The 16,695-nt window shown below is 57.7% G+C and carries 16 protein-coding genes and 1 pseudogene; 6 read left to right on the forward strand and 11 right to left on the reverse strand.

The window, feature by feature from the left end; translation table 11 throughout:
- Nucleotides 1–6: 6 nt before the first annotated feature.
- Nucleotides 7–321: a hypothetical protein gene (locus tag LNV07_RS02740; RefSeq protein ID WP_263569621.1), complete on the forward strand. Its 315-nt coding sequence runs from the start codon at nt 7–9 to the stop codon at nt 319–321.
- Between the two features lie 64 nt (nt 322–385).
- On the opposite strand, the gene LNV07_RS02745 is transcribed toward LNV07_RS02740, so the two are convergent.
- The 8 genes and pseudogenes from LNV07_RS02745 to LNV07_RS02775 all read right to left on the reverse strand — a co-directional run bounded on the left by LNV07_RS02745 (nt 386) and on the right by LNV07_RS02775 (nt 7,397).
- Nucleotides 386–616: a helix-turn-helix transcriptional regulator gene (locus LNV07_RS02745; protein ID WP_263569622.1), complete on the reverse strand. Its 231-nt coding sequence runs from the start codon at nt 614–616 to the stop codon at nt 386–388.
- Between the two features lie 548 nt (nt 617–1,164).
- Nucleotides 1,165–1,500 (reverse strand): helix-turn-helix domain-containing protein, encoded by a 336-nt coding sequence (locus tag LNV07_RS02750; RefSeq protein ID WP_263569623.1) that lies wholly within the window; start codon nt 1,498–1,500, stop codon nt 1,165–1,167.
- Nucleotides 1,481–1,858, reverse strand: a complete 378-nt coding sequence (locus LNV07_RS02755) for a type II toxin-antitoxin system RelE/ParE family toxin (protein ID WP_263569624.1) — start codon at nt 1,856–1,858, stop codon at nt 1,481–1,483. The genes LNV07_RS02750 and LNV07_RS02755 overlap by 20 nt, the downstream gene beginning before the upstream one ends.
- A 111-nt stretch (nt 1,859–1,969) precedes the next feature.
- Nucleotides 1,970–2,158, reverse strand: coding sequence for a DUF6088 family protein (locus LNV07_RS25625; protein WP_263569625.1), 189 nt, complete (start codon nt 2,156–2,158; stop codon nt 1,970–1,972).
- Between the two features lie 393 nt (nt 2,159–2,551).
- On the reverse strand, nt 2,552–4,594 hold the full coding sequence (locus LNV07_RS02765; protein WP_318013665.1) for a TOTE conflict system archaeo-eukaryotic primase domain-containing protein: 2,043 nt from the start codon (nt 4,592–4,594) through the stop codon (nt 2,552–2,554).
- A 62-nt stretch (nt 4,595–4,656) separates the two neighbouring features.
- Nucleotides 4,657–5,055, reverse strand: a pseudogene (locus tag LNV07_RS25495) (TOTE conflict system archaeo-eukaryotic primase domain-containing protein); the annotation flags it as partial.
- A complete protein-coding gene (locus tag LNV07_RS02770) occupies nt 4,979–6,163 on the reverse strand; it encodes a PDDEXK nuclease domain-containing protein (RefSeq protein ID WP_263569626.1) in 1,185 nt (394 codons plus the stop codon). The pseudogene LNV07_RS25495 and the gene LNV07_RS02770, both read right to left, overlap by 77 nt.
- Nucleotides 6,164–6,224: 61 nt before the next feature.
- Entirely contained in the window at nt 6,225–7,397 is a 1,173-nt protein-coding gene (locus LNV07_RS02775) for a tyrosine-type recombinase/integrase (protein WP_263569627.1), read from the reverse strand.
- 866 nt (nt 7,398–8,263) lie between these two features.
- On the opposite strand from LNV07_RS02775, the gene LNV07_RS02780 reads away from it, so the two are divergent.
- From LNV07_RS02780 to LNV07_RS02795, 4 genes are all read left to right on the forward strand, one after another.
- Nucleotides 8,264–9,481, forward strand: a complete 1,218-nt coding sequence (locus LNV07_RS02780) for a DUF262 domain-containing protein (protein ID WP_263569628.1) — start codon at nt 8,264–8,266, stop codon at nt 9,479–9,481.
- Entirely contained in the window at nt 9,474–10,244 is a 771-nt protein-coding gene (locus LNV07_RS02785; protein WP_263569629.1) for a HEPN domain-containing protein, read from the forward strand. The genes LNV07_RS02780 and LNV07_RS02785 overlap by 8 nt, the downstream gene beginning before the upstream one ends.
- Before the next feature lie 328 nt (nt 10,245–10,572).
- Nucleotides 10,573–10,989: a hypothetical protein gene (locus LNV07_RS02790; protein WP_263569630.1), complete on the forward strand. Its 417-nt coding sequence runs from the start codon at nt 10,573–10,575 to the stop codon at nt 10,987–10,989.
- Between the two features lie 67 nt (nt 10,990–11,056).
- A complete protein-coding gene (locus LNV07_RS02795; RefSeq protein ID WP_263569631.1) occupies nt 11,057–11,701 on the forward strand; it encodes a hypothetical protein in 645 nt (214 codons plus the stop codon).
- A 299-nt stretch (nt 11,702–12,000) separates the two neighbouring features.
- On the opposite strand, the gene LNV07_RS02800 is transcribed toward LNV07_RS02795, so the two are convergent.
- The 3 genes from LNV07_RS02800 to LNV07_RS02810 all read right to left on the reverse strand — a co-directional run bounded on the left by LNV07_RS02800 (nt 12,001) and on the right by LNV07_RS02810 (nt 15,745).
- Nucleotides 12,001–13,578: an ABC transporter substrate-binding protein gene (locus LNV07_RS02800; RefSeq protein WP_397545514.1), complete on the reverse strand. Its 1,578-nt coding sequence runs from the start codon at nt 13,576–13,578 to the stop codon at nt 12,001–12,003.
- Between the two features lie 91 nt (nt 13,579–13,669).
- Nucleotides 13,670–14,935, reverse strand: a complete 1,266-nt coding sequence (locus LNV07_RS02805) for an HD-GYP domain-containing protein (protein WP_263569633.1) — start codon at nt 14,933–14,935, stop codon at nt 13,670–13,672.
- 150 nt (nt 14,936–15,085) lie between these two features.
- Complete coding sequence (locus tag LNV07_RS02810; protein WP_263569634.1) at nt 15,086–15,745, reverse strand: c-type cytochrome; 660 nt, start codon at nt 15,743–15,745, stop codon at nt 15,086–15,088.
- Nucleotides 15,746–15,833: 88 nt separating this feature from the next.
- Here LNV07_RS02810 and LNV07_RS02815 point away from each other — a divergent pair, with 88 nt between their 5' ends.
- On the forward strand, nt 15,834–16,688 hold the full coding sequence (locus LNV07_RS02815) for an AAA family ATPase (RefSeq protein ID WP_263569635.1): 855 nt from the start codon (nt 15,834–15,836) through the stop codon (nt 16,686–16,688).
- The last annotated feature ends 7 nt before the right edge of the window (nt 16,689–16,695 follow it).

The raw sequence follows: 16,695 nt of genomic DNA on the forward strand, positions 1-16,695 counted from the left end.
TTAGCGATGTGGGTAGCAATTGCAAGGGAACCTCGCCCTGACAGTGAATATTGGCCCGGCCGCGAGGTATTGGCGGCCTTGGATGCGATTGCATGGCCTGTGGCGTGGGTCTATGTGCTGGCGCATTTGCCGGTGCCTTTGGGCCTCGTCGGCCCGTTCTTCAGCACCGTGGCAATCTTGTTGGGCTTGAATCGTTTACACCGGGCGTTATGGCTCAATCATCGATATCGGTTCACGACTTGGGCTGTGGCGAAATTTCTTGGTCTGCTGATGTTGACGGGTTGGATTCTGAAGGCCGCCATGCTGTGGTCGGCGCACTGAAAATGAGGGCGAGACGGCGATGCAACTCGAAACTCAAGTTACATGTGCGCCAACTCGCCGGCATTCAGTGTTTGGCCGATGGCCGAGCTTCGCTCCATCGATCCAAGTCAGCCCGTCGCCAAGCCACGGCGCGCAGACCGAGACGAACCGGGCAGGGGAATTGCTGGTCGGCGATTAAGCGGTAGATGGTTGATCGACCCAAACCCGTCAGTCGGATGACGGAATGCATGCGCAAAAACTGCGGTGCGAGGGTGTCGATTGAAGCGGCGCTGGGCTCCGGCGTTGAAGTTTGCATGACTGACCTCCATTGCTTGCATGTTCTTCAACTTTAGGCGGCAGCCAGCAAATGGCTAGCGCTGGATTTTGGCCAAAATCTCGCAGTCGGCCGCCAGAGTCTATTGGGGCAGGGCGTTTCAAGGGCCGGGTCGGTTTGAGTTGATCTTATGTTGCAAAGTTCTGCAGCGAGCCATTAAGACCTCGAATGACTCTGTGTCATCGAGTAGTAGGCCGTCATCAACCATCAATCGGTAGTCTGATCCCAACTTCGACAGCGCCTCTGCCCCGGGCACGAGTTGAATGCCGCCGGAAACCGCTGCGTGGTATTTGACGAGTTCGCTAGTGGCGAGCGACGCGCTCACCTCCCCGAAATTCGCCCTGGGCACAAAAGGCGTGTAGCTGCTGCTTCAGCAGGTCGGTGCAAAGCTGGGGCGGCGTGGCGTTTTCGCCATCGTTAAGTTCGTTGCGCAACTCGTCCACGGCATCTACCGCGCGCAGCAACGAATTCGTCTCGAAATTCGCCGGGAAAAGCTTGTCCCATTCGTCGTCGGTGATTGGTGCCCCCTGTCAGGCGGTGGCGAGCGTCAGCTGCCCAACTGGCTTGGCCGCCGGCCGCACCTTGATTTCGATGTCGTAACCGAGGCGATTCAGACAGTCCATCAGCTTGCGCTCGGACAGATTGGTGAAGTCGCCGTGCATCATGCCCGACACCTTCGGTTGAGGAATTCCCATGCGTTTGGCAGCCGCTTGTTGCGTCAAGCCAAGGGCGCGCATGGCCTTCCTGATTTCGACCACTAGTCCGGTCTTGATCTTCAGCTTCTCGGCGTCGGGCAGTCCCAGGTCCGCGAAGACGTTGCTCGAACTGCGCTGAACTTCGACGTCATCAATGATTCGTTTTTGCATTTCGTAACTCCTGTGCCAATGCCTCGGCCACTTTTAGCCGAGCGCGGATGATGTCCATGTCGGGTTTCGGCGTGGCGATTCCGCTTTTGCTCTTCTTCTGGAAGCAGTGCAGAACGAACACCGCTTCCGCAAACTTCACCGTGTAGACCGCCCGATACGTGCCACCCGCATCGTCTTCGACGACTTCCAGCACGCCGGCACCGCCGAAGCCCTTGAGCACTTTTGCCGCGTCGTCCTGGTCGCCCATCTGCGCCAGAGACAACGCGTAACCGAAACGGCGGCGCACGTCGGGCGGCAACGCCAACAGATCCTTGTAGCTGCTCGCGATCCATTCGAGCGGTTTTTCTTTGTCGGGCATGGTGGCAGTTTATATCTGTTCAGGTAAAATTACAAATGCGGGACATTCGGTGTGATGGTGTCGTAAAACAAGTGTTTTCCGACATGACGGCAGCATCCAGCTAGTGTGATCTCACAGCCCCACATAAAGATGTGCGGAAAACTCTGTCGCCATACACAGGACAACCCAGACCAACTTCAGACTGCGGCAGCGTCCCGAAGTGAGATAGATCGCCCGCATTGGCACCTGTGTCGTCAACCCCAATGCATTGGCGGCGCCGGCGCCATGCGACACGATGGCCTCGCCGCGCTGAAGCGCCATCCCTCAACCATCTTGGCGGCAGAGGGCGCCCGCGTGCCAAAACGGTTCACCACGGGCAGGGCGTAAACATCACGACCAGCACGCAGCAAAGCCGCTCGCTTGACCAACCTCTACAGTGCTTGATCCACCGCCGCGCGTTCACCCAGGTGCAACAGCGCCTTGGCGACCAAAGGTGTTCCTTCTGGCAACTTGGCTGCGTACTCAAGAATTTGATGGGCGAGGGTTGGCATGGTCTTGATTAAGAAGTGTCAGAATTTTTCAATATTTTCTGACAGTCTATGGAGCTAAAAATTGTTCCAGAAACCTTGGGGAAAGATGGCGCACAAACCCAAGCAGCCCGCGTCTAGCATCTGCGCACACCAAGCCCGGGATTTGCAACTTGCTGATTTGCGCTCAAATCGACATGGCGGATGTTCCGAGGTCGTCCGGCATAGCAACACCGGCGCCGCCCGCGTCACTGCCCATTCGATACCCCATCGCCCGATAGCCGCGCTGTCGCTTGTCCCACATCCGCAGCAGTGCCGGATGGCCGGTGTCAACGATGTCGATGATCCGCACATCGGTCTTGCTGGCGTGTTCCCGGTGCAGGCGGCCTGCGTACTGTTGCAGCGTGCCCTGCCACGAAACCGGCATGGCCAGCACCAGGGTGTCCAGTGGCGGGTGATCGAAGCCTTCGCCCACGAGCTTCCCGCTGGCCAGCAGAATGCGCGGCGCCTCGGGTGCCAAGGCGTCAAGCTCGGCGATGAGGGTGGCCCGCTGCTTCTTTGACATCCGCCCGTGCAGCACGAAGGGCTGTGGTGTGAGCCCAGTCAAGGCCAAGAGGATGGCGTCAAGGTGTTCCGTGCGCTCGGTCAGCACCAGCACCTTGCGGCCTTGTTCGAAGGCCGCCGTGACTTCGGCGGCGATGGATTGCGTCCGGGCCAGGTCATGGGCGAGATGCCAGAACACGTCTTGAATACCTGCGGTGGGCGGCAGGTCAATGCGGGCAAACCGTGAGTGCGGCAACACCTCCAAGTCGTGCGGTGCACTGGCCGGCCGGGCCGACGTGTGTCGGATCGGCCCGCATTGCATGAAGATGATGGGCTGCTGGCCGTCGCGGCGAATCGGTGTGGCGGTCAGGCCCAGCACGAACTTCGCTTTGGTCCGCTTGAGGATGGCGTCGAACGACGCGGCGCCCACGTGATGGCATTCGTCAACGATGACCTGGCCGTAGTTCCCGACCAGCGCATTGACCTCGCCCTGGCGGGACAGCGACTGCATCACGGCGATGTCGATCCTGCCGGTGGGTTTGGACTTACCGCCGCCGATGGTGCCGATCAGGGCTTTGCTTGTGCCGCCGTCGGTGCCGAGAAAGACTTGCAGACGGGCCTGCCATTGCGTCAGCAGCTCGGTGCGATGCACCAGCACCAGGGTGTTCACCCCGCGCCTGGCGATAAGGGCGGCGGCGGTCACTGTCTTGCCAAAGGCGGTGGGCGCACACAGCACACCGGTGTCGTGACGCAGCATGGCGGCGACGGCCAGATCTTGATCGGGCCGCAAGTTGCCGACGAAGCTGACAGCGATGGGCTCACCGCCAAATCGTTCGTCCTTTAACTCGCAGTGGATGCCGTTGTCCTCCAACAAGGCCCGGGCGGCGTCGAGGCAGCCGCGCGGTAAGGCGATGTGTTGCGGGAAGTTTTCGGCATTGCCGATCACGCGCGGCTTGTCCCGCGCCGACATCCGCATGGCCTGCGCTTTGTAGAACTCGGGGTTTTGGAAAGCCGCCAGCCTGATCAGCCGATTGGCCAGCGCCTGCGGCAGCGCGCTCTTTTCAAAATAGATCAGGTTGGCCAACGTCAGGGTCAAGGCCTGCGGCATAACGCCCGGCAGTTTCGTGGATGTGCTGACCTCGCGCTTCCACGGTGTCGCCAAGTCCTCATCGTCGATGAAAGTCACATCCAGAGGATGGGTGTTGCCGGTGGCGCGCAGGAGCGTCGGCTCGATGTCGAGCGGCGCCATGGGCTGGACGGACGCGAGAAAGACCCATTGGTCGGGGTGCGGGCGCAGATCGGCGTCAACAAAGACGCTGAAGCCGTTCTCGCGCGGGTGCTTTTGCGGCGGCAGGGCGATCAGGTTGCCGAAACCACCTTTGGGAATCGTGTCCTGGTTGGGGAACAAGCGGTCATAGGACGCCAGCTTGAGCTGCCGCGTGCGTGCGCAGGTGTGGCTGATGAGGGCCGTCCCCAGGCGCCGGGCGTCCCGCGCTGACACTCGCCCGGCGAAGAACACCCAGGCATGCGCGCCCCGGCCCGAGCGCGAAATCTCCAGCGCTGCGGGCACGCCCAGCTTGGTGCAGGACTGCATGAACCCGCGGGCATCCTCTTTCCATTCGGCCTCGTCAAAATCGACGGCCAGGAAGTAGCAGCTGTCATCCTCCAGCAGCGGGTAGACGCCCACCGTGTGCCCACCGTGTGCCCACCAGCCAAATGGTCGTAGATAACGGCATCCGACAGCGGAATCAGCAGGCGGTGATCGCAATCGCCGCACTTGATGCGCGGCTTCTCGCAGACGACGGCCCGCCACTCGTTGGCACAGGCCGGTGCGTAGCCCGATTTGCCCGAGGTCTTGCCCTCCCAGCGAGCCGGGTAGACATCGGTGCGTCCCCGGAATAGCCGCCGGAACAGTGCCACTTTGTCGGCGGTGGACAGGCTTGAGGGCGATGGCTCGGGTTTGGGCTGTTCGGCCGCCGCTACCTGCAACGCTGGCGACTGCCATTCGACCCCGTGCGATTCCAGCAGCGCGACCAGGCGAGCGTTCTCCGCCTGCAGCGCCGCGATCAAATCAAGCTGAGCCATTGATCCGTCTCGCCTCCAACTCTCGCCGTGTCTTGTCCAATTCCGCCTCCAGCAGCTTGGCATCTGGCAGCACGGTCTGGTACTCGGCGGCCATCACCTTGTTGGGCAGGCCTTCCAATGCATAGTGGGCTTCGTTGCTGCCTTTGCTGGTGCAGAGTACCAAGCCCACCGGCGGGTTTTCACCGGGCTTCATCCAGTGCTCGCGGGCGTAGTTCAGGTACATATGCATCTGGCCCGCGTCAGCGTGGCTGAATTTGCCGATTTTGAGGTCGATGATCAATAGGCACTTCAGCCTGCGATGGAAAAACAGCAGATCGACGCGAAACCAGCTGTCGTCTAAGCGCAAGCGGCGCTGGCGTCCGACAAAGGCGAAGTCGTCGCCCAGTTCGAGCAAAAAGTCAGCCAGATGCTGGATCAGCGCGTCTTCCAGGTCTGATTCGGAGTACTCATCCTTGAGTTGGAGGAACTCCAGCACGAAGGGGTCTTTGAGTGCCTGCTCGGGGGTGATCGCATCATCGGTTTCGGCCAGCGCAGCTTTTTGCAGCATGGCGGTCTTGTTGCTGGACAGGGCGATACGTTCGTAGAACTGGCTGCTGATCTGTCGGTCAAGCTGGCGCACGCTCCAGCCACAGCGCAGGGCCTCGGTTTCGTAGAAGCTGCGCGCAGACGGGTCTTTGACGGACAGCAGGCGCACATAGGCCGACCAAGGCAGCGGGAAGGGCGGAGACAGAGCCTTCGGTGCATCGGAATTCCGAGACGCTGTCACGGAAATTGCGGAAATCGAAGAGAAGGTCGATTCGCCAGACGCCGTCTGCGAAATCGTAGGGGCGATCAATTTCGCAGACGGTGTCTGCGAAATCTGTTCTGGCGGCCAGGCCAGATAGAAAAGGCGCATCTGTTCCAGGTTGCGTTCAGAAAATCCGCGCCCAAAACGCGTCGTCAAATCGACCGACAAGCGCTTGAGCAGGGCCTGACCATAGGCGGCGCGATCTTGTCCGCCCTGCTCGAACTCGACGATGCGTCGGCCGACTTCCCAGTAGCTGGCCGTCATCAGCGCATTGACGCTGCGCGCAGCGGCATGCCGGGCCGCTTCCAGCAGGGCGACGATGTCTCCGCGTATGCCTTGATAGTCTGGGTTCTCGTTGCTTTTGGGCGGGATGAGGCCGGTCATATTTTGTCCAAAGGAGGATGTGCGATGTGCTTGTGACCTTGTCAGCTGTGATTTGTTGGAATCACAGGGCCAGCCGCGATAGCGCGCCGGCTGCGACGTCGCTGCGCAAATGGCCGTAATGCCGTTCGATCATGGCGACGCTGGTGCCCGAGATCTGTGCCACGGTGAGCAGGTCGAGACCGTCATGCACGAGGTCGCTGATGACGCTGTGGCGCAAGGTGTAGGCCGTGGTGCCGTCCGGCAGCTGGGCCATTGCAGCGGTGGTCTTGATCGGCCATTTCCACGAATCCTTATTCCATGCCTTGCCGTCGGCACGAGCGAGCAGTGGAGCCGCCGGCAGCTTGTCCTTGGCCGCAGTGTCGAAGAATGCGGCCGTCACGTCCGGCAACTTGATTCGGCGATCCTTGCCGCCCTTGTCATGGCCGATCCTGAGTACCTTGAGGCGTCGATCAAAGTCCCCTGCTGTGAGTTTGGCAAGCGCCCCGGGCCGCAGGGGCAGTTGGCACAGCCCGCGCAAAAACGCGCCGAGATCGGCCGGGGCCGTTTCGATGAACTTGAGGCGCTGCGCCCGGTCAAGGTATAGCTCTCGCCGCTGATCCGCGTCCTTGATCGGGCGCAGCTTGCTCCGCCAAGCAAAGTCGGTCGTGACCTGCCCGTCAAGATAGGCAAGGTTCAGGGCAGCACGGAAGCAGGTCATGTCCCGGTTCAAAGTGCTGGTTGATCGGAGTCCGCCTCTGTTCCCGCCGCTGCGAGTCGGCAGCTCTCTAAGCGACTTTCGCCATGCTTCCAGTTGTGCCGGTGTGAGTTTGGACAGCTCGGTTGCCGCCAGCTTTTTATGGTTCAGAACATAGTTGTTGAAGCGGGCCTCAGCATCGGTGGCGGCGTGATCTGCTTTTGTGGCCTTCAGATGAATCACGTAGCGCGAGCATGCGTCGGACACGGTGGCCGCTTGGGCCGTGCCCCCACGTCCCAGATGCTCAAACCAAGCGTTAGCGGCCTTCGCGGCGGCGTCGAAGCGAAGGTGGTCAGCGAGCTCAAGAAATTCCCCCAGCGGCTGGTAGCGCTGCTGCACGGTCGCGTTCTCGTCTCTTGCCCGCGCTTGCCAAACGCCCGTGCCGCCCGAAGTCATTTTGCGAAAGCCGATGTAGCAGCCCTTGCTCAGGCGGTGCCAATACGGGCCACGTCTCGGCTTGAGCTTTTCGCGTGAAGCGACCGTGTCGATGCGAGTTGCCATGAAGACCTCAGAAATGAAAGTACCAAAAAAGTACCAAAAACTGGGGTGAATTCTAAGGGGGCTCGCGGAACAAGAAAAGACCATTTCTCCTATGAAAACTCAATTCCAGGATGTCCCAGAAAGTACCGTTTTCCCACCTTGACATGGTGGGGGTCGTTGGTTCGAGTCCAATCGCGCCTACCAAATACGGTAGGCGTTACCTTCAAGTAACGTTGAAATAAAAAGCCCGGTAGATCATTGATCTGTCGGGCTTTTTGCTTTGCATTCAACGACTTGCGTTGGCTTCTATGCGTCTTTCCTTGGTAGCGCCCGAGGGTCAGGCGTTAGCCGCCCCCACTTCCATCGGTGGGTTGTCGCTGGGTGTGTGTAGCTCCGCAGCGAATGCATATTGAATCACCTGTGGATCAACTGTCAAGCATTGATCCAGCGCGCAAACGTGTGGTCGCCGCTGCCCATGTTCTTCAATCGCGCCATGGGCATTGGCAGGGGCCATTGACGGTGTCGTTGTCGTGGGGTCATGCCGCCCCGCAAAGCCCTGACGCTGGCACTGTCGGCCGCAGAGGCAGGGCAAGCACTTCGTCTCCTGCCCACTGACGGGGTCACTTCCTGCGTCGCTGTCGCAGTCGGGGAAATGCCTGGTGGGCTCTGGAAAATTTTCAGGGTTGGGAACTTTTGAAACGGGCGCAATCAGTGCGCCTTCGCCAAGTATCAGTTCCGTTGACGCGCTACTGTAAGGTGCCTCAAGCAGAAGTTCGATGAAGGATAAATACCGTGGGTGGAGTAAATACAGCCGACAGACTGAAGACCTAAGCACGGCCGTACCGCTGAGCAACATATGATCAGCATTAGTGAATTACAAGGCAAATATGGAAACATCTCATGACGATGACTCCTTGGTCAACTTCGCCGACGACCAAGATGACGATCTAGATATAGCGCCAAACCCGGATCGGTTTCGTGATGCAGTCCTGTACGGAACAGACTGGACAGTTAGAACGCTACTTCAGCAGATCGAACAAGGCAACATCGATCTCTCGCCAAATTTTCAACGACGGGACGCGTGGAGTTCACGTAACAAAGCCCGATTCATTGAGTCCGTTGCGCTCCAACTGCCCATTCCCCAGATCGTGCTGGCTGAAAGAAAGGAGCAGCGTGGCACTTACATCGTCCTGGACGGTAAGCAGCGTCTGCTTACGCTTGCTCAGTTCGCTGGGGGCTTTTCTAACGATCATTCTCTTTGGTCAGAATCGGCCAAAGTCGGACCACTTCGCCTCTCAGGCTTGAAAGTCCTGCCTGACCTTAATGGTAAAACATATCAAGATGTCGTAGACCGTGCTGAGTTAGGGCAATTCAGGACTCAGTTCGATAACCACACAATCCGAAGCGCTCTGATCAGGAATTGGCCGGATGAAGACTATCTTTACGAAGTCTTCATTAGATTGAACACAGGTAGCGCTCGTCTGTCGCCCCAAGAGTTGAGACAGGCAATGAAACCAGGCCCATTCACCGAATTCCTGAGCGTTAGGTCGGGGGATAGCTCGGTTTTGCAGAAGATACTCGGATTAACCGCCCCTGACTTTCGAATGCGAGATGTGGACCTCCTATTACGACTCATCGCATTTCAGACTAGACTTCCTCGCTACAAGGGGAATTTGAAACCTTTTCTCGACGACACGCAAAGACATTTAAATGCTAGCTGGAGTGATGAACAAAACAATGTTGTTGCGCTTGTCGATCGCATTGAAGATGGCTTGGAGTTTTTGATCAAGTGTTTTGGATCGCCTAGAGAAGTTGGTCGGCGGTGGGACGATAAGCGGTTTGATGGTCCGATAAACAGAGCAGTTCTTGATGTGCAAATTGCTTCAGCTTTTGACCCTAATGTCCGAAGAGCCGTTGCCAGCGGCGCTCTCGACCTGAGAGCAGCATATATTGACCTTTCAGAATCTGACTTAGATTTTGGTCAGGCCATCTCCGTGACGACAAAGTCGATCACAGCAATTCGATGTAGGTACCAAAGTTGGCAGCGTGCTCTCGAAAAAGCCGTAGGTGCTTCTATTCAAATGCCAGTGTTGCCAAATGCCTAGCGCGTCTTTCAATAACTTGGTGGAATCTATTCAGGAATTAAAGAGAATCTACTTAAATGATGCACTAGGTACTCCCAGCCCAACCTATGATCATCAAGAGCTTGCTCGGGCCTTTGTCACGCTGGTCCATTCTGAACTGGAGTATTACGTCGAAGAGGCTTTGCGTGATTTGGCCAACGCTGCGCTCAGCAGTGCGGCAACTGGAACTTTTGGTCGGACATCAATAGCGCTTCTTGCATTCAATGGGATGCAAGGCCTCACGGGAGGGGCAGTGTTGAGTTCAGGGAAAAGGAAAGCGCCTCGCCGACTAGCAACAAGGTTTGGTGAAGCCCACAGTGCTTTGGTGAAAACTTTGGATGGAAACAATGGGGTCCGCGAAAAGAATATCGCTGCTATGGCGATACCGTTAGGTCTCGATCCGACCAATGTCGACAACACTTGGCTGAACGACTTGGACGCGTTTTGTTCAACTCGTGGAGCATTCGCCCACATGTCGCGTACTAGTCAGAGGGGGAGTCACCTTGCAGTTAATCCGCATGACGTGTGGACGCGGTGCGAAAGACTAGTTTGGACCAATCCCGCGCTAGGGAGTCCGGCAATTATCGCGTCGTTCGAGAGCTTTGATTTTTGGGTGGAAGCGGAAAGAACATCTTTTGGAGCCCTTGTTGTGGAGGCATCATGGCGCCTAAGAATCGTGCATGTACTTATGCTTGTATTTAGAGGCCTTCGTCGACGAAGTTCTGACCAAGAAGAGGATGAATAGTCATTGCCCCCCCCAATAGTTAAAGGGCCCGAGCGCACTCGCCGGCGCTCGAAGGTAGAAGGCTGGGATGATGCCTTGAATTTGAAACCTGTTTTTATTCCGGTGATAGCATTTTGCTCCAGCGAACTATTGCTCCGTGCACCCTGCCGCCGCCGCTGCTAAGGCGCAGAAAATGGCAGTACTAGCTGGCAGTGCGAATTCGAAGGTGCGGCTGAAAACAGGCCTTAGTCGCCCCGTAGGTCCGCCGTGGCGCTCGTTTCGCGGGTATTTGCCCGGCGATAGCAGCATGAACTAATGAGGACTTGTGAGTAGGTGGGAAAATACCCTCATGAACACATTAAACGGATGGACTAGGCTTTGGGGCTCAATGGTATTTATCTACCTTATGGTCGTTCTCGGTGCTGCGTACATGATGCAACCCACGAAAAATGACGTTTCGCTTGAAGAAGTGCTTCCATACATTTCCGACGGCATTTTGGAGAAGTTGGCGCAGCCAGATGGCAGTGTGTGGCGCCCGATGCTCGTTGATGGCATCAAGATCTCGATCCCTGCGATGAGTGATTTAGCTTTCGAGAAGTCTTACACCGCCGAGTACTTGGCTGGGAATGAGGCGGTACTCAGCAACAAACGATTAGCCTTTGTCGCTCTTGCTTCCGCATATTGGGTGCTCCCGTCTATCCTGCTGCTTGCAGTTGGTCATCTTGCCGCTTGGGTTCGTCGTGGCTTTGCGGAGCAACCGCATTGACACATAGTTGGTCCAACCAACAACGCTGGCCAATTAGTGCCGGTAGACATTTAGAGAAAATGAAACCGTGGCTCGAAAACAGATCCAGTTTTTAGCGGGGGCAATCGCACCTGCACCCCGTTCACTCTGGTCAAGTGCTCAGGAAAAGTTGCATGAGGCAGGGGTTGCTATCGAGCAAATGCAACAGGCGCACGATCGAATTCAGTTCGAGGCTGGTTGGTCCAGGTTTGTTGATTCGATTGAGGAGTTCTGGGCCCGATTTTTCGATGAGGGCAAGTCAACTTTTTCAAATTTCCAGCCTTGGGCTGGGGCACTAGATGCTCGGCGCAAAAGCGATGATTTGCTCGGCTACTTATGTCAAGCGCGTCATCAAAGCCAGCATGGAAGAATCGCGATTAGCTGGACTGAGCCAAGATTGCAAATCGCGCCAAATTTCAGTGGCCACATCCGCGGACTCAAATTCTTTGCAGATGGAACCTTTGAATTCGACGCATCTCCGCTGCACCATTCAATTCCTGAAGCGACAGTGGTGTTCGATCCCGGTGCAGCTGAGCTGCCAATAATTGAAAACAAAAGGCATAAGCAAAAATTTAATCCACCAAAATCGTTCGAAGGCCAGTCTTTAGACGCGTGCACACCGGTGGCCGCTTCACTGGCCGCACTTGGCTTCTACAGAAGAGCGCTGTCGCTGGCTTTTGAGGAATTTACCTAGCCAGAAATGCGACGCCCATCCCGTTCTTTCTTGCTTGAGCCTCGCCCGGTAGATCACAGATCTGTCGGGCTTTTTGCTTTTCGGCTTTGAAACTCAAAGAGTCGCGTTGGTTTCTCGGTGTCTTTTCTTGGTCGCGCCCGAGGGTCAGGCGCTAGTCGCCCCACTTCCATCAATGGCTGAATGCTGGGTGCGCAATGACGGACTCAGCTTCTACTACGCCACTGTCATCGTCATGGGGGGCCGGCGAGTGCCCTTGGTCAGCAATCGGCCCCAATGGTTTGATTGGGGCCACCACCCGATCAATTCCCAATCGTCACCCACGCCAGCTCCAGCCAGTTGTCGGCCCGGTGCACTGCGTTGACATTGCTGCGTGCCGCCCATGGGATCATTTGCCGGTGTAGCGGCAGCACGTGGAATTGCTCTTTGTATTCGGTCAGCGCGGCCTTGATCAACTGCTCGCGCTTGGTTGTGTCGGGCTCGACCGAGGACTGGGCCGCCAATGCATCGAATTTGTCGTTACGTACATGGCCGTAGTTATAGGCCCCGACACCCTTGTCGCCACGATTGCGAAACACCGGCGTCATGATGGATTCGGCATCGTTGATGGCGCCGCCCCAGCCATAAAGGAATAGGCTAGTGTCGAGTTTCTCCAGCTTGGGGAAAAAGGTGACCCGTGGCATCGCCGAGACCCGTACCTTGACCTTCAACTGCGCCCACATTGCCGCCAAGGCCTGGCAGATTTCCTCGTCATTGATATAGCGATTATTCGGGCAGTCGAGTGTGACCTCAAAGCCATCGGCATAGCCCGCCTCGGCCATCAACTTGCGGGCGGCGCCAATGTCAAAGGGATAACGCGCCTCCAGCGCGGCATCATTGAAACTTGCCGCAGCCGATGGCGTCGGGCTGCCGGTCGGCTGACTCAGTCCATTCATCAGCTTGATGCGCATCGCTTCCACATCGACCGCCTGATAGAGCGCACGACGCACGCGAATGTCCTTGAAGGGGTTCTTGTCGCCGGCCACGTTGGCGTAAAGCAACTTGTCACGAGCCTGATCCATGCCGATGAAGATGATGCGATTCTCTGGCCCGTCTATCACCTTGACGCCGCTGGTGTTGCGCAGACGCGGCACATCACGCGGCGCCGGGTCAAGCACAAAATCGATCTCGCCCGACACCAGGGCTGCCAGCCTTGTGGCGTCGTTGCTGATCGGCGTGAACACTACTTCCTGCACATTGCCTTCGTTCTTGCCCCACCACGCCGGGTTGCGCTTGAAGAGCGTTTTGACGCCGGGTTGGCGCGTTAGCAGCACATAGGGTCCGGTGCCATTGGCATTCATGCTGGTAAAGCTTTCTTCCTTGTTTTTGAAGTCCAGCGGCCGCACCGCCCGGTTGGCCTCGGCCCATGACTTGCTCATGATCCAGAGCAGGTCCAGATGCTGCAGAAAGATCGGGTTATAGCTTGCGAGCTGAAATTCGACCGTCAGTTCATCAATCTTGCGCGGCGTACCCACCGCATTGGCATAGACCGAAATTTGCGAGGTCGGTGCGGCCGCGCGTTGCACCGAAAAAACCACATCATCGGCTGTGAACGGGCGGCCATCATGAAATTTGACGCCGGGGCGCAGCTTGAAGCGCCAGAGCAGTGGTGATACCTGGGTCCATTCGGTGGCAAGACCTGGCACTATGCCCAGCTTGCGATCGCGCCGCGTCAGACGCTCGTAGACCTGGCCGTTGACCATATTGGTCATGCTCTCGTTCTGCGAATGCGGATCCATGGTCTGCGGGTCGCCCTGGCTGGCCCAGCGCAGCGTTTGCGCATTGACTCCGCCTGCTTGAGCCAGCGTCAGCAAAGCAATAGCGAGAAAGCGCTTCATCATCCTCTGACTCCGACTTGATTGTGTGGAGCCGAGTTTAGGCAGGCGACGCTGCTCTCAATCTCGGGGTAAACCAATACTGCCGAGGGCTAATTCAGCCTTTTCTCCAAATCTCGTCCAGGTGCGTAAAGCCCCAATCCTGTGGCGACTCCCTTCCGACGACACGGTCACCTGAAGCAGGGTCCGCCAGATCCAGCGTCTGCACCGAAATCGGCAGCTTTGAGCGGGTTGAATAGAACACCCTCACCACCGGTGCCGCCAGCTGCAAGGGATTCAAATCAACCACGACCGCCAGCCGCCCCGAGTCCAACTTGACCAGGCTACCCACCGGGTAAATGCCAACGCACATCACGAAGGCCTTGAACACCAGCGGATCAAACTGCCCCGTCCACTGCGCCATGCGCTGGATCGATCCGGCCGGATCCCAGGCCGCTTTGTAAGGCCGAGTCGAGGTGACCGCGTCATAGACATCGCAAACCGCGCCCATACGTGCCAATAGACTGATTTGCTCCCCCTTGAGTTTTTGCGGGTAGCCGGTGCCGTCCATCTTCTCGTGATGATGCAGACAAACATCGAGCGCGGTGGCGGGCACGCCTTCGCTTTCCTTCAGCAACTGATAGCCCCGCACCGGGTGCGAGCGAATCACGGTGAATTCGGCATCGGTCAATTGGCCGGCCTTGTTCAATAACTCGATCGGCATGGCCATCTTGCCAATATCGTGCAAGAGCCCCGCCATCCCTGCGTCGCGTGTGGTCTGTTCATCCAAACCGAGTTGCCGGCTCAAGGACACCATCAGTGCGCAGACGGCGACCGAGTGCATATAGGTGTAGTCATCCTTGGTCTTTAGTCTCGCCAAGCTGATCAGCGCCGAAGGATTGCGGGCAACCGAATTGGCGATCTCCTCGACCAGCGGTTGGCATTGTTCGCTGTTGATTGCGTTGCCCATGCGGGCTTCGCCGAACAGCGCCGTGACCTGCTCGCGCGAGCGGTTCATCACCAGCGTCGCCTGCTCCATCTCGGAGCCCAGGCTGACACGGGCGGCACGCGCCGGGGTGATGCTCGGTGGCGGCAAAGCGGCAACGGGTTCCTCGACCCGGATCTCGGGCGCTTCGACCGGCAAGGCCTCCGCAATATCTGTGTTTGTTGAACCAGGCGCGCTCGGCTCATCCGAGCTTGAGTCCGAGCCCTTGCTGACATCAATCCAAACCGCCGGCACACCACTCCTCAACAAAGCGTCCAGATCGGCCTGATCCCGCAGCACAAACTTGGTCTTCCAAAAGGGGTGCGACAGCCAAGAGCCCTCCATCGACTGAAGGAACATGCCCAACTGGACTTGCTGGGTGGGTATCTTTTTCAGCATCGCTAGCCCATACGCCTCATTGAAAAGTCACCGAGCAAGTATGTGCCCTGTTGGGCAAATAGTAATTACCGAAGTGCATAAAAAAAGCCGCCATTTAGGCGACTTCTTTGCATACTTGATCAGGCTGGCAAGCCGTTTCGACGTGCCGATTCAGCGGAACTTGCTCTGCGGCACGGTGCGCAATTCGCCCGGCAAAGAGGCCAGATACTTGGCCATTGCCTTCAACTCGCTGTGGCTGAACTGCTTGACCTGGCCGGCCATGATCGCATTGCCTCGGCCGAATACCGGGTTGCCCTCGGACTGGTAGGACTTTAGCGCGACATACAAATAGTCGGCATGTTGGCCGGCCAACTTTGGGTAGGCGCCATCGATTGGCTTGCTGAAATTGGCGCCATGGCAGGAAGCGCAGGCACCTTTGGTCAGCAACTCGGCGACTTGTGCGCTAGGCGGCGCTACCGCATCGGGCACGGCCTGTACGACGGCTTGGTTTTCGTAATAGGCCGCCACATCGGCGATGTCTTGCTCGCTCAAGTGCTGAGCGATGCCGCGCATCGTCGGGTGTTTGCGCTCGCCCTTGCTATAGGCATTCAGGGCCGAGATGATGTACTTGGCATTTTGGCCAGCAATCATCGGCACCTTGTGCACTTCGGGAAAGCTGGCCTGGTAGCCGGGAATGCCGTGGCAACCAATGCACATGGCAACCTTGGTCTGTACCGAGGTCTGGCCTGCGGCCTGGGCCTGGGCATTAGCGGAGGCGCTGGCGCAAAACGAAGCGGCCAAGGCGAGCGAGATCTGCAGCAGTTTTTTCATAGTCCCGGGGGTCTTGTTCTGAATCCGATCGGCATTATAGAGGCCGCCTCTATACTGATTCGACTCAATCTTTTGTTTGATCTACGCCATGAAATTTGCAGGTTCGGACCAATACGTTGCAACCGCCGACTTGATGCTGGCCGTCAATGCCAGCGCCACCTTGCAGCGCCCACTGCTCGTCAAGGGCGAGCCCGGCACCGGCAAGACCATGCTGGCCGAGGAAGTGGCCGCAGCCTTGGGGCTCCCGCTGCTGCAATGGCATATCAAGTCGACCACCAAAGCCCAGCAAGGCCTGTACGAGTACGACGCCGTCAGCCGCCTGCGCGACAGCCAACTCTCCGGCATCGAGGGGACCGAGAAGGTCAAGAACATCGAGAACTACATCGTCAAGGGCGTGCTCTGGCAGGCCTTCGAGGCCGACCAGCCGGTGGCACTCTTGATCGACGAGATCGACAAGGCCGACATCGAATTTCCCAACGACTTGCTGCGCGAAATCGACCGGATGGAGTTCTATGTCTATGAGACTCGCCAACTGATCAAGGCCAAGCATCGCCCGCTGGTCTTCATCACCTCGAACAACGAGAAGGAGTTGCCCGACGCCTTCTTGCGCCGCTGCTTCTTTCACTACATCAAGTTCCCCGACCCGGCCACGATGCAAGCGATCGTGGATGTGCATTTCCCTGGTCTCAAGAAGGAGCTGCTGGCGGCCGCGCTGAAGACCTTCTTCGACGTGCGCAATCTGCCGGGCCTGAAGAAGAAGCCGTCGACCTCGGAGCTGCTCGACTGGCTCAGGCTGCTGGTGGCCGAAGACATCCCGACTTCGGCATTGCAAAGTCAGGACGAAAAAATCAGCATCCCGCCGCTGGTCGGCGCCTTGCTGAAGAACGAGCAAGACCTGACCCTGTTCGAAAAGCTGCTGCAGATGCAGCGTCATAACCGCTGAAACAAGC

It is taken from the genome of Roseateles oligotrophus (genome assembly GCF_025717515.1).
Taxonomy (GTDB): Bacteria; Pseudomonadota; Gammaproteobacteria; order Burkholderiales; family Burkholderiaceae_C; genus Paucibacter_A; species Paucibacter_A oligotrophus.

What these genes read in the sequence shown, in the direction of transcription:
- LNV07_RS02740 (WP_263569621.1), top strand. Translation starts at nt 7, where the DNA reads ATGTGGGTAGCAATTGCAAGGGAACCTCGCCCTGACAGTGAATATTGG.
- LNV07_RS02745 (WP_263569622.1), bottom strand. Translation starts at nt 616, where the DNA reads ATGCAAACTTCAACGCCGGAGCCCAGCGCCGCTTCAATCGACACCCTC.
- LNV07_RS02750 (WP_263569623.1), bottom strand. Translation starts at nt 1,500, where the DNA reads ATGCAAAAACGAATCATTGATGACGTCGAAGTTCAGCGCAGTTCGAGC.
- LNV07_RS02755 (WP_263569624.1), bottom strand. Translation starts at nt 1,858, where the DNA reads ATGCCCGACAAAGAAAAACCGCTCGAATGGATCGCGAGCAGCTACAAG.
- LNV07_RS25625 (WP_263569625.1), bottom strand. Translation starts at nt 2,158, where the DNA reads ATGGCGCTTCAGCGCGGCGAGGCCATCGTGTCGCATGGCGCCGGCGCC.
- LNV07_RS02770 (WP_263569626.1), bottom strand. Translation starts at nt 6,163, where the DNA reads ATGACCGGCCTCATCCCGCCCAAAAGCAACGAGAACCCAGACTATCAA.
- LNV07_RS02775 (WP_263569627.1), bottom strand. Translation starts at nt 7,397, where the DNA reads ATGGCAACTCGCATCGACACGGTCGCTTCACGCGAAAAGCTCAAGCCG.
- LNV07_RS02780 (WP_263569628.1), top strand. Translation starts at nt 8,264, where the DNA reads ATGGAAACATCTCATGACGATGACTCCTTGGTCAACTTCGCCGACGAC.
- LNV07_RS02785 (WP_263569629.1), top strand. Translation starts at nt 9,474, where the DNA reads ATGCCTAGCGCGTCTTTCAATAACTTGGTGGAATCTATTCAGGAATTA.
- LNV07_RS02790 (WP_263569630.1), top strand. Translation starts at nt 10,573, where the DNA reads ATGAACACATTAAACGGATGGACTAGGCTTTGGGGCTCAATGGTATTT.
- LNV07_RS02800 (WP_397545514.1), bottom strand. Translation starts at nt 13,578, where the DNA reads ATGATGAAGCGCTTTCTCGCTATTGCTTTGCTGACGCTGGCTCAAGCA.
- LNV07_RS02805 (WP_263569633.1), bottom strand. Translation starts at nt 14,935, where the DNA reads ATGCTGAAAAAGATACCCACCCAGCAAGTCCAGTTGGGCATGTTCCTT.
- LNV07_RS02810 (WP_263569634.1), bottom strand. Translation starts at nt 15,745, where the DNA reads ATGAAAAAACTGCTGCAGATCTCGCTCGCCTTGGCCGCTTCGTTTTGC.
- LNV07_RS02815 (WP_263569635.1), top strand. Translation starts at nt 15,834, where the DNA reads ATGAAATTTGCAGGTTCGGACCAATACGTTGCAACCGCCGACTTGATG.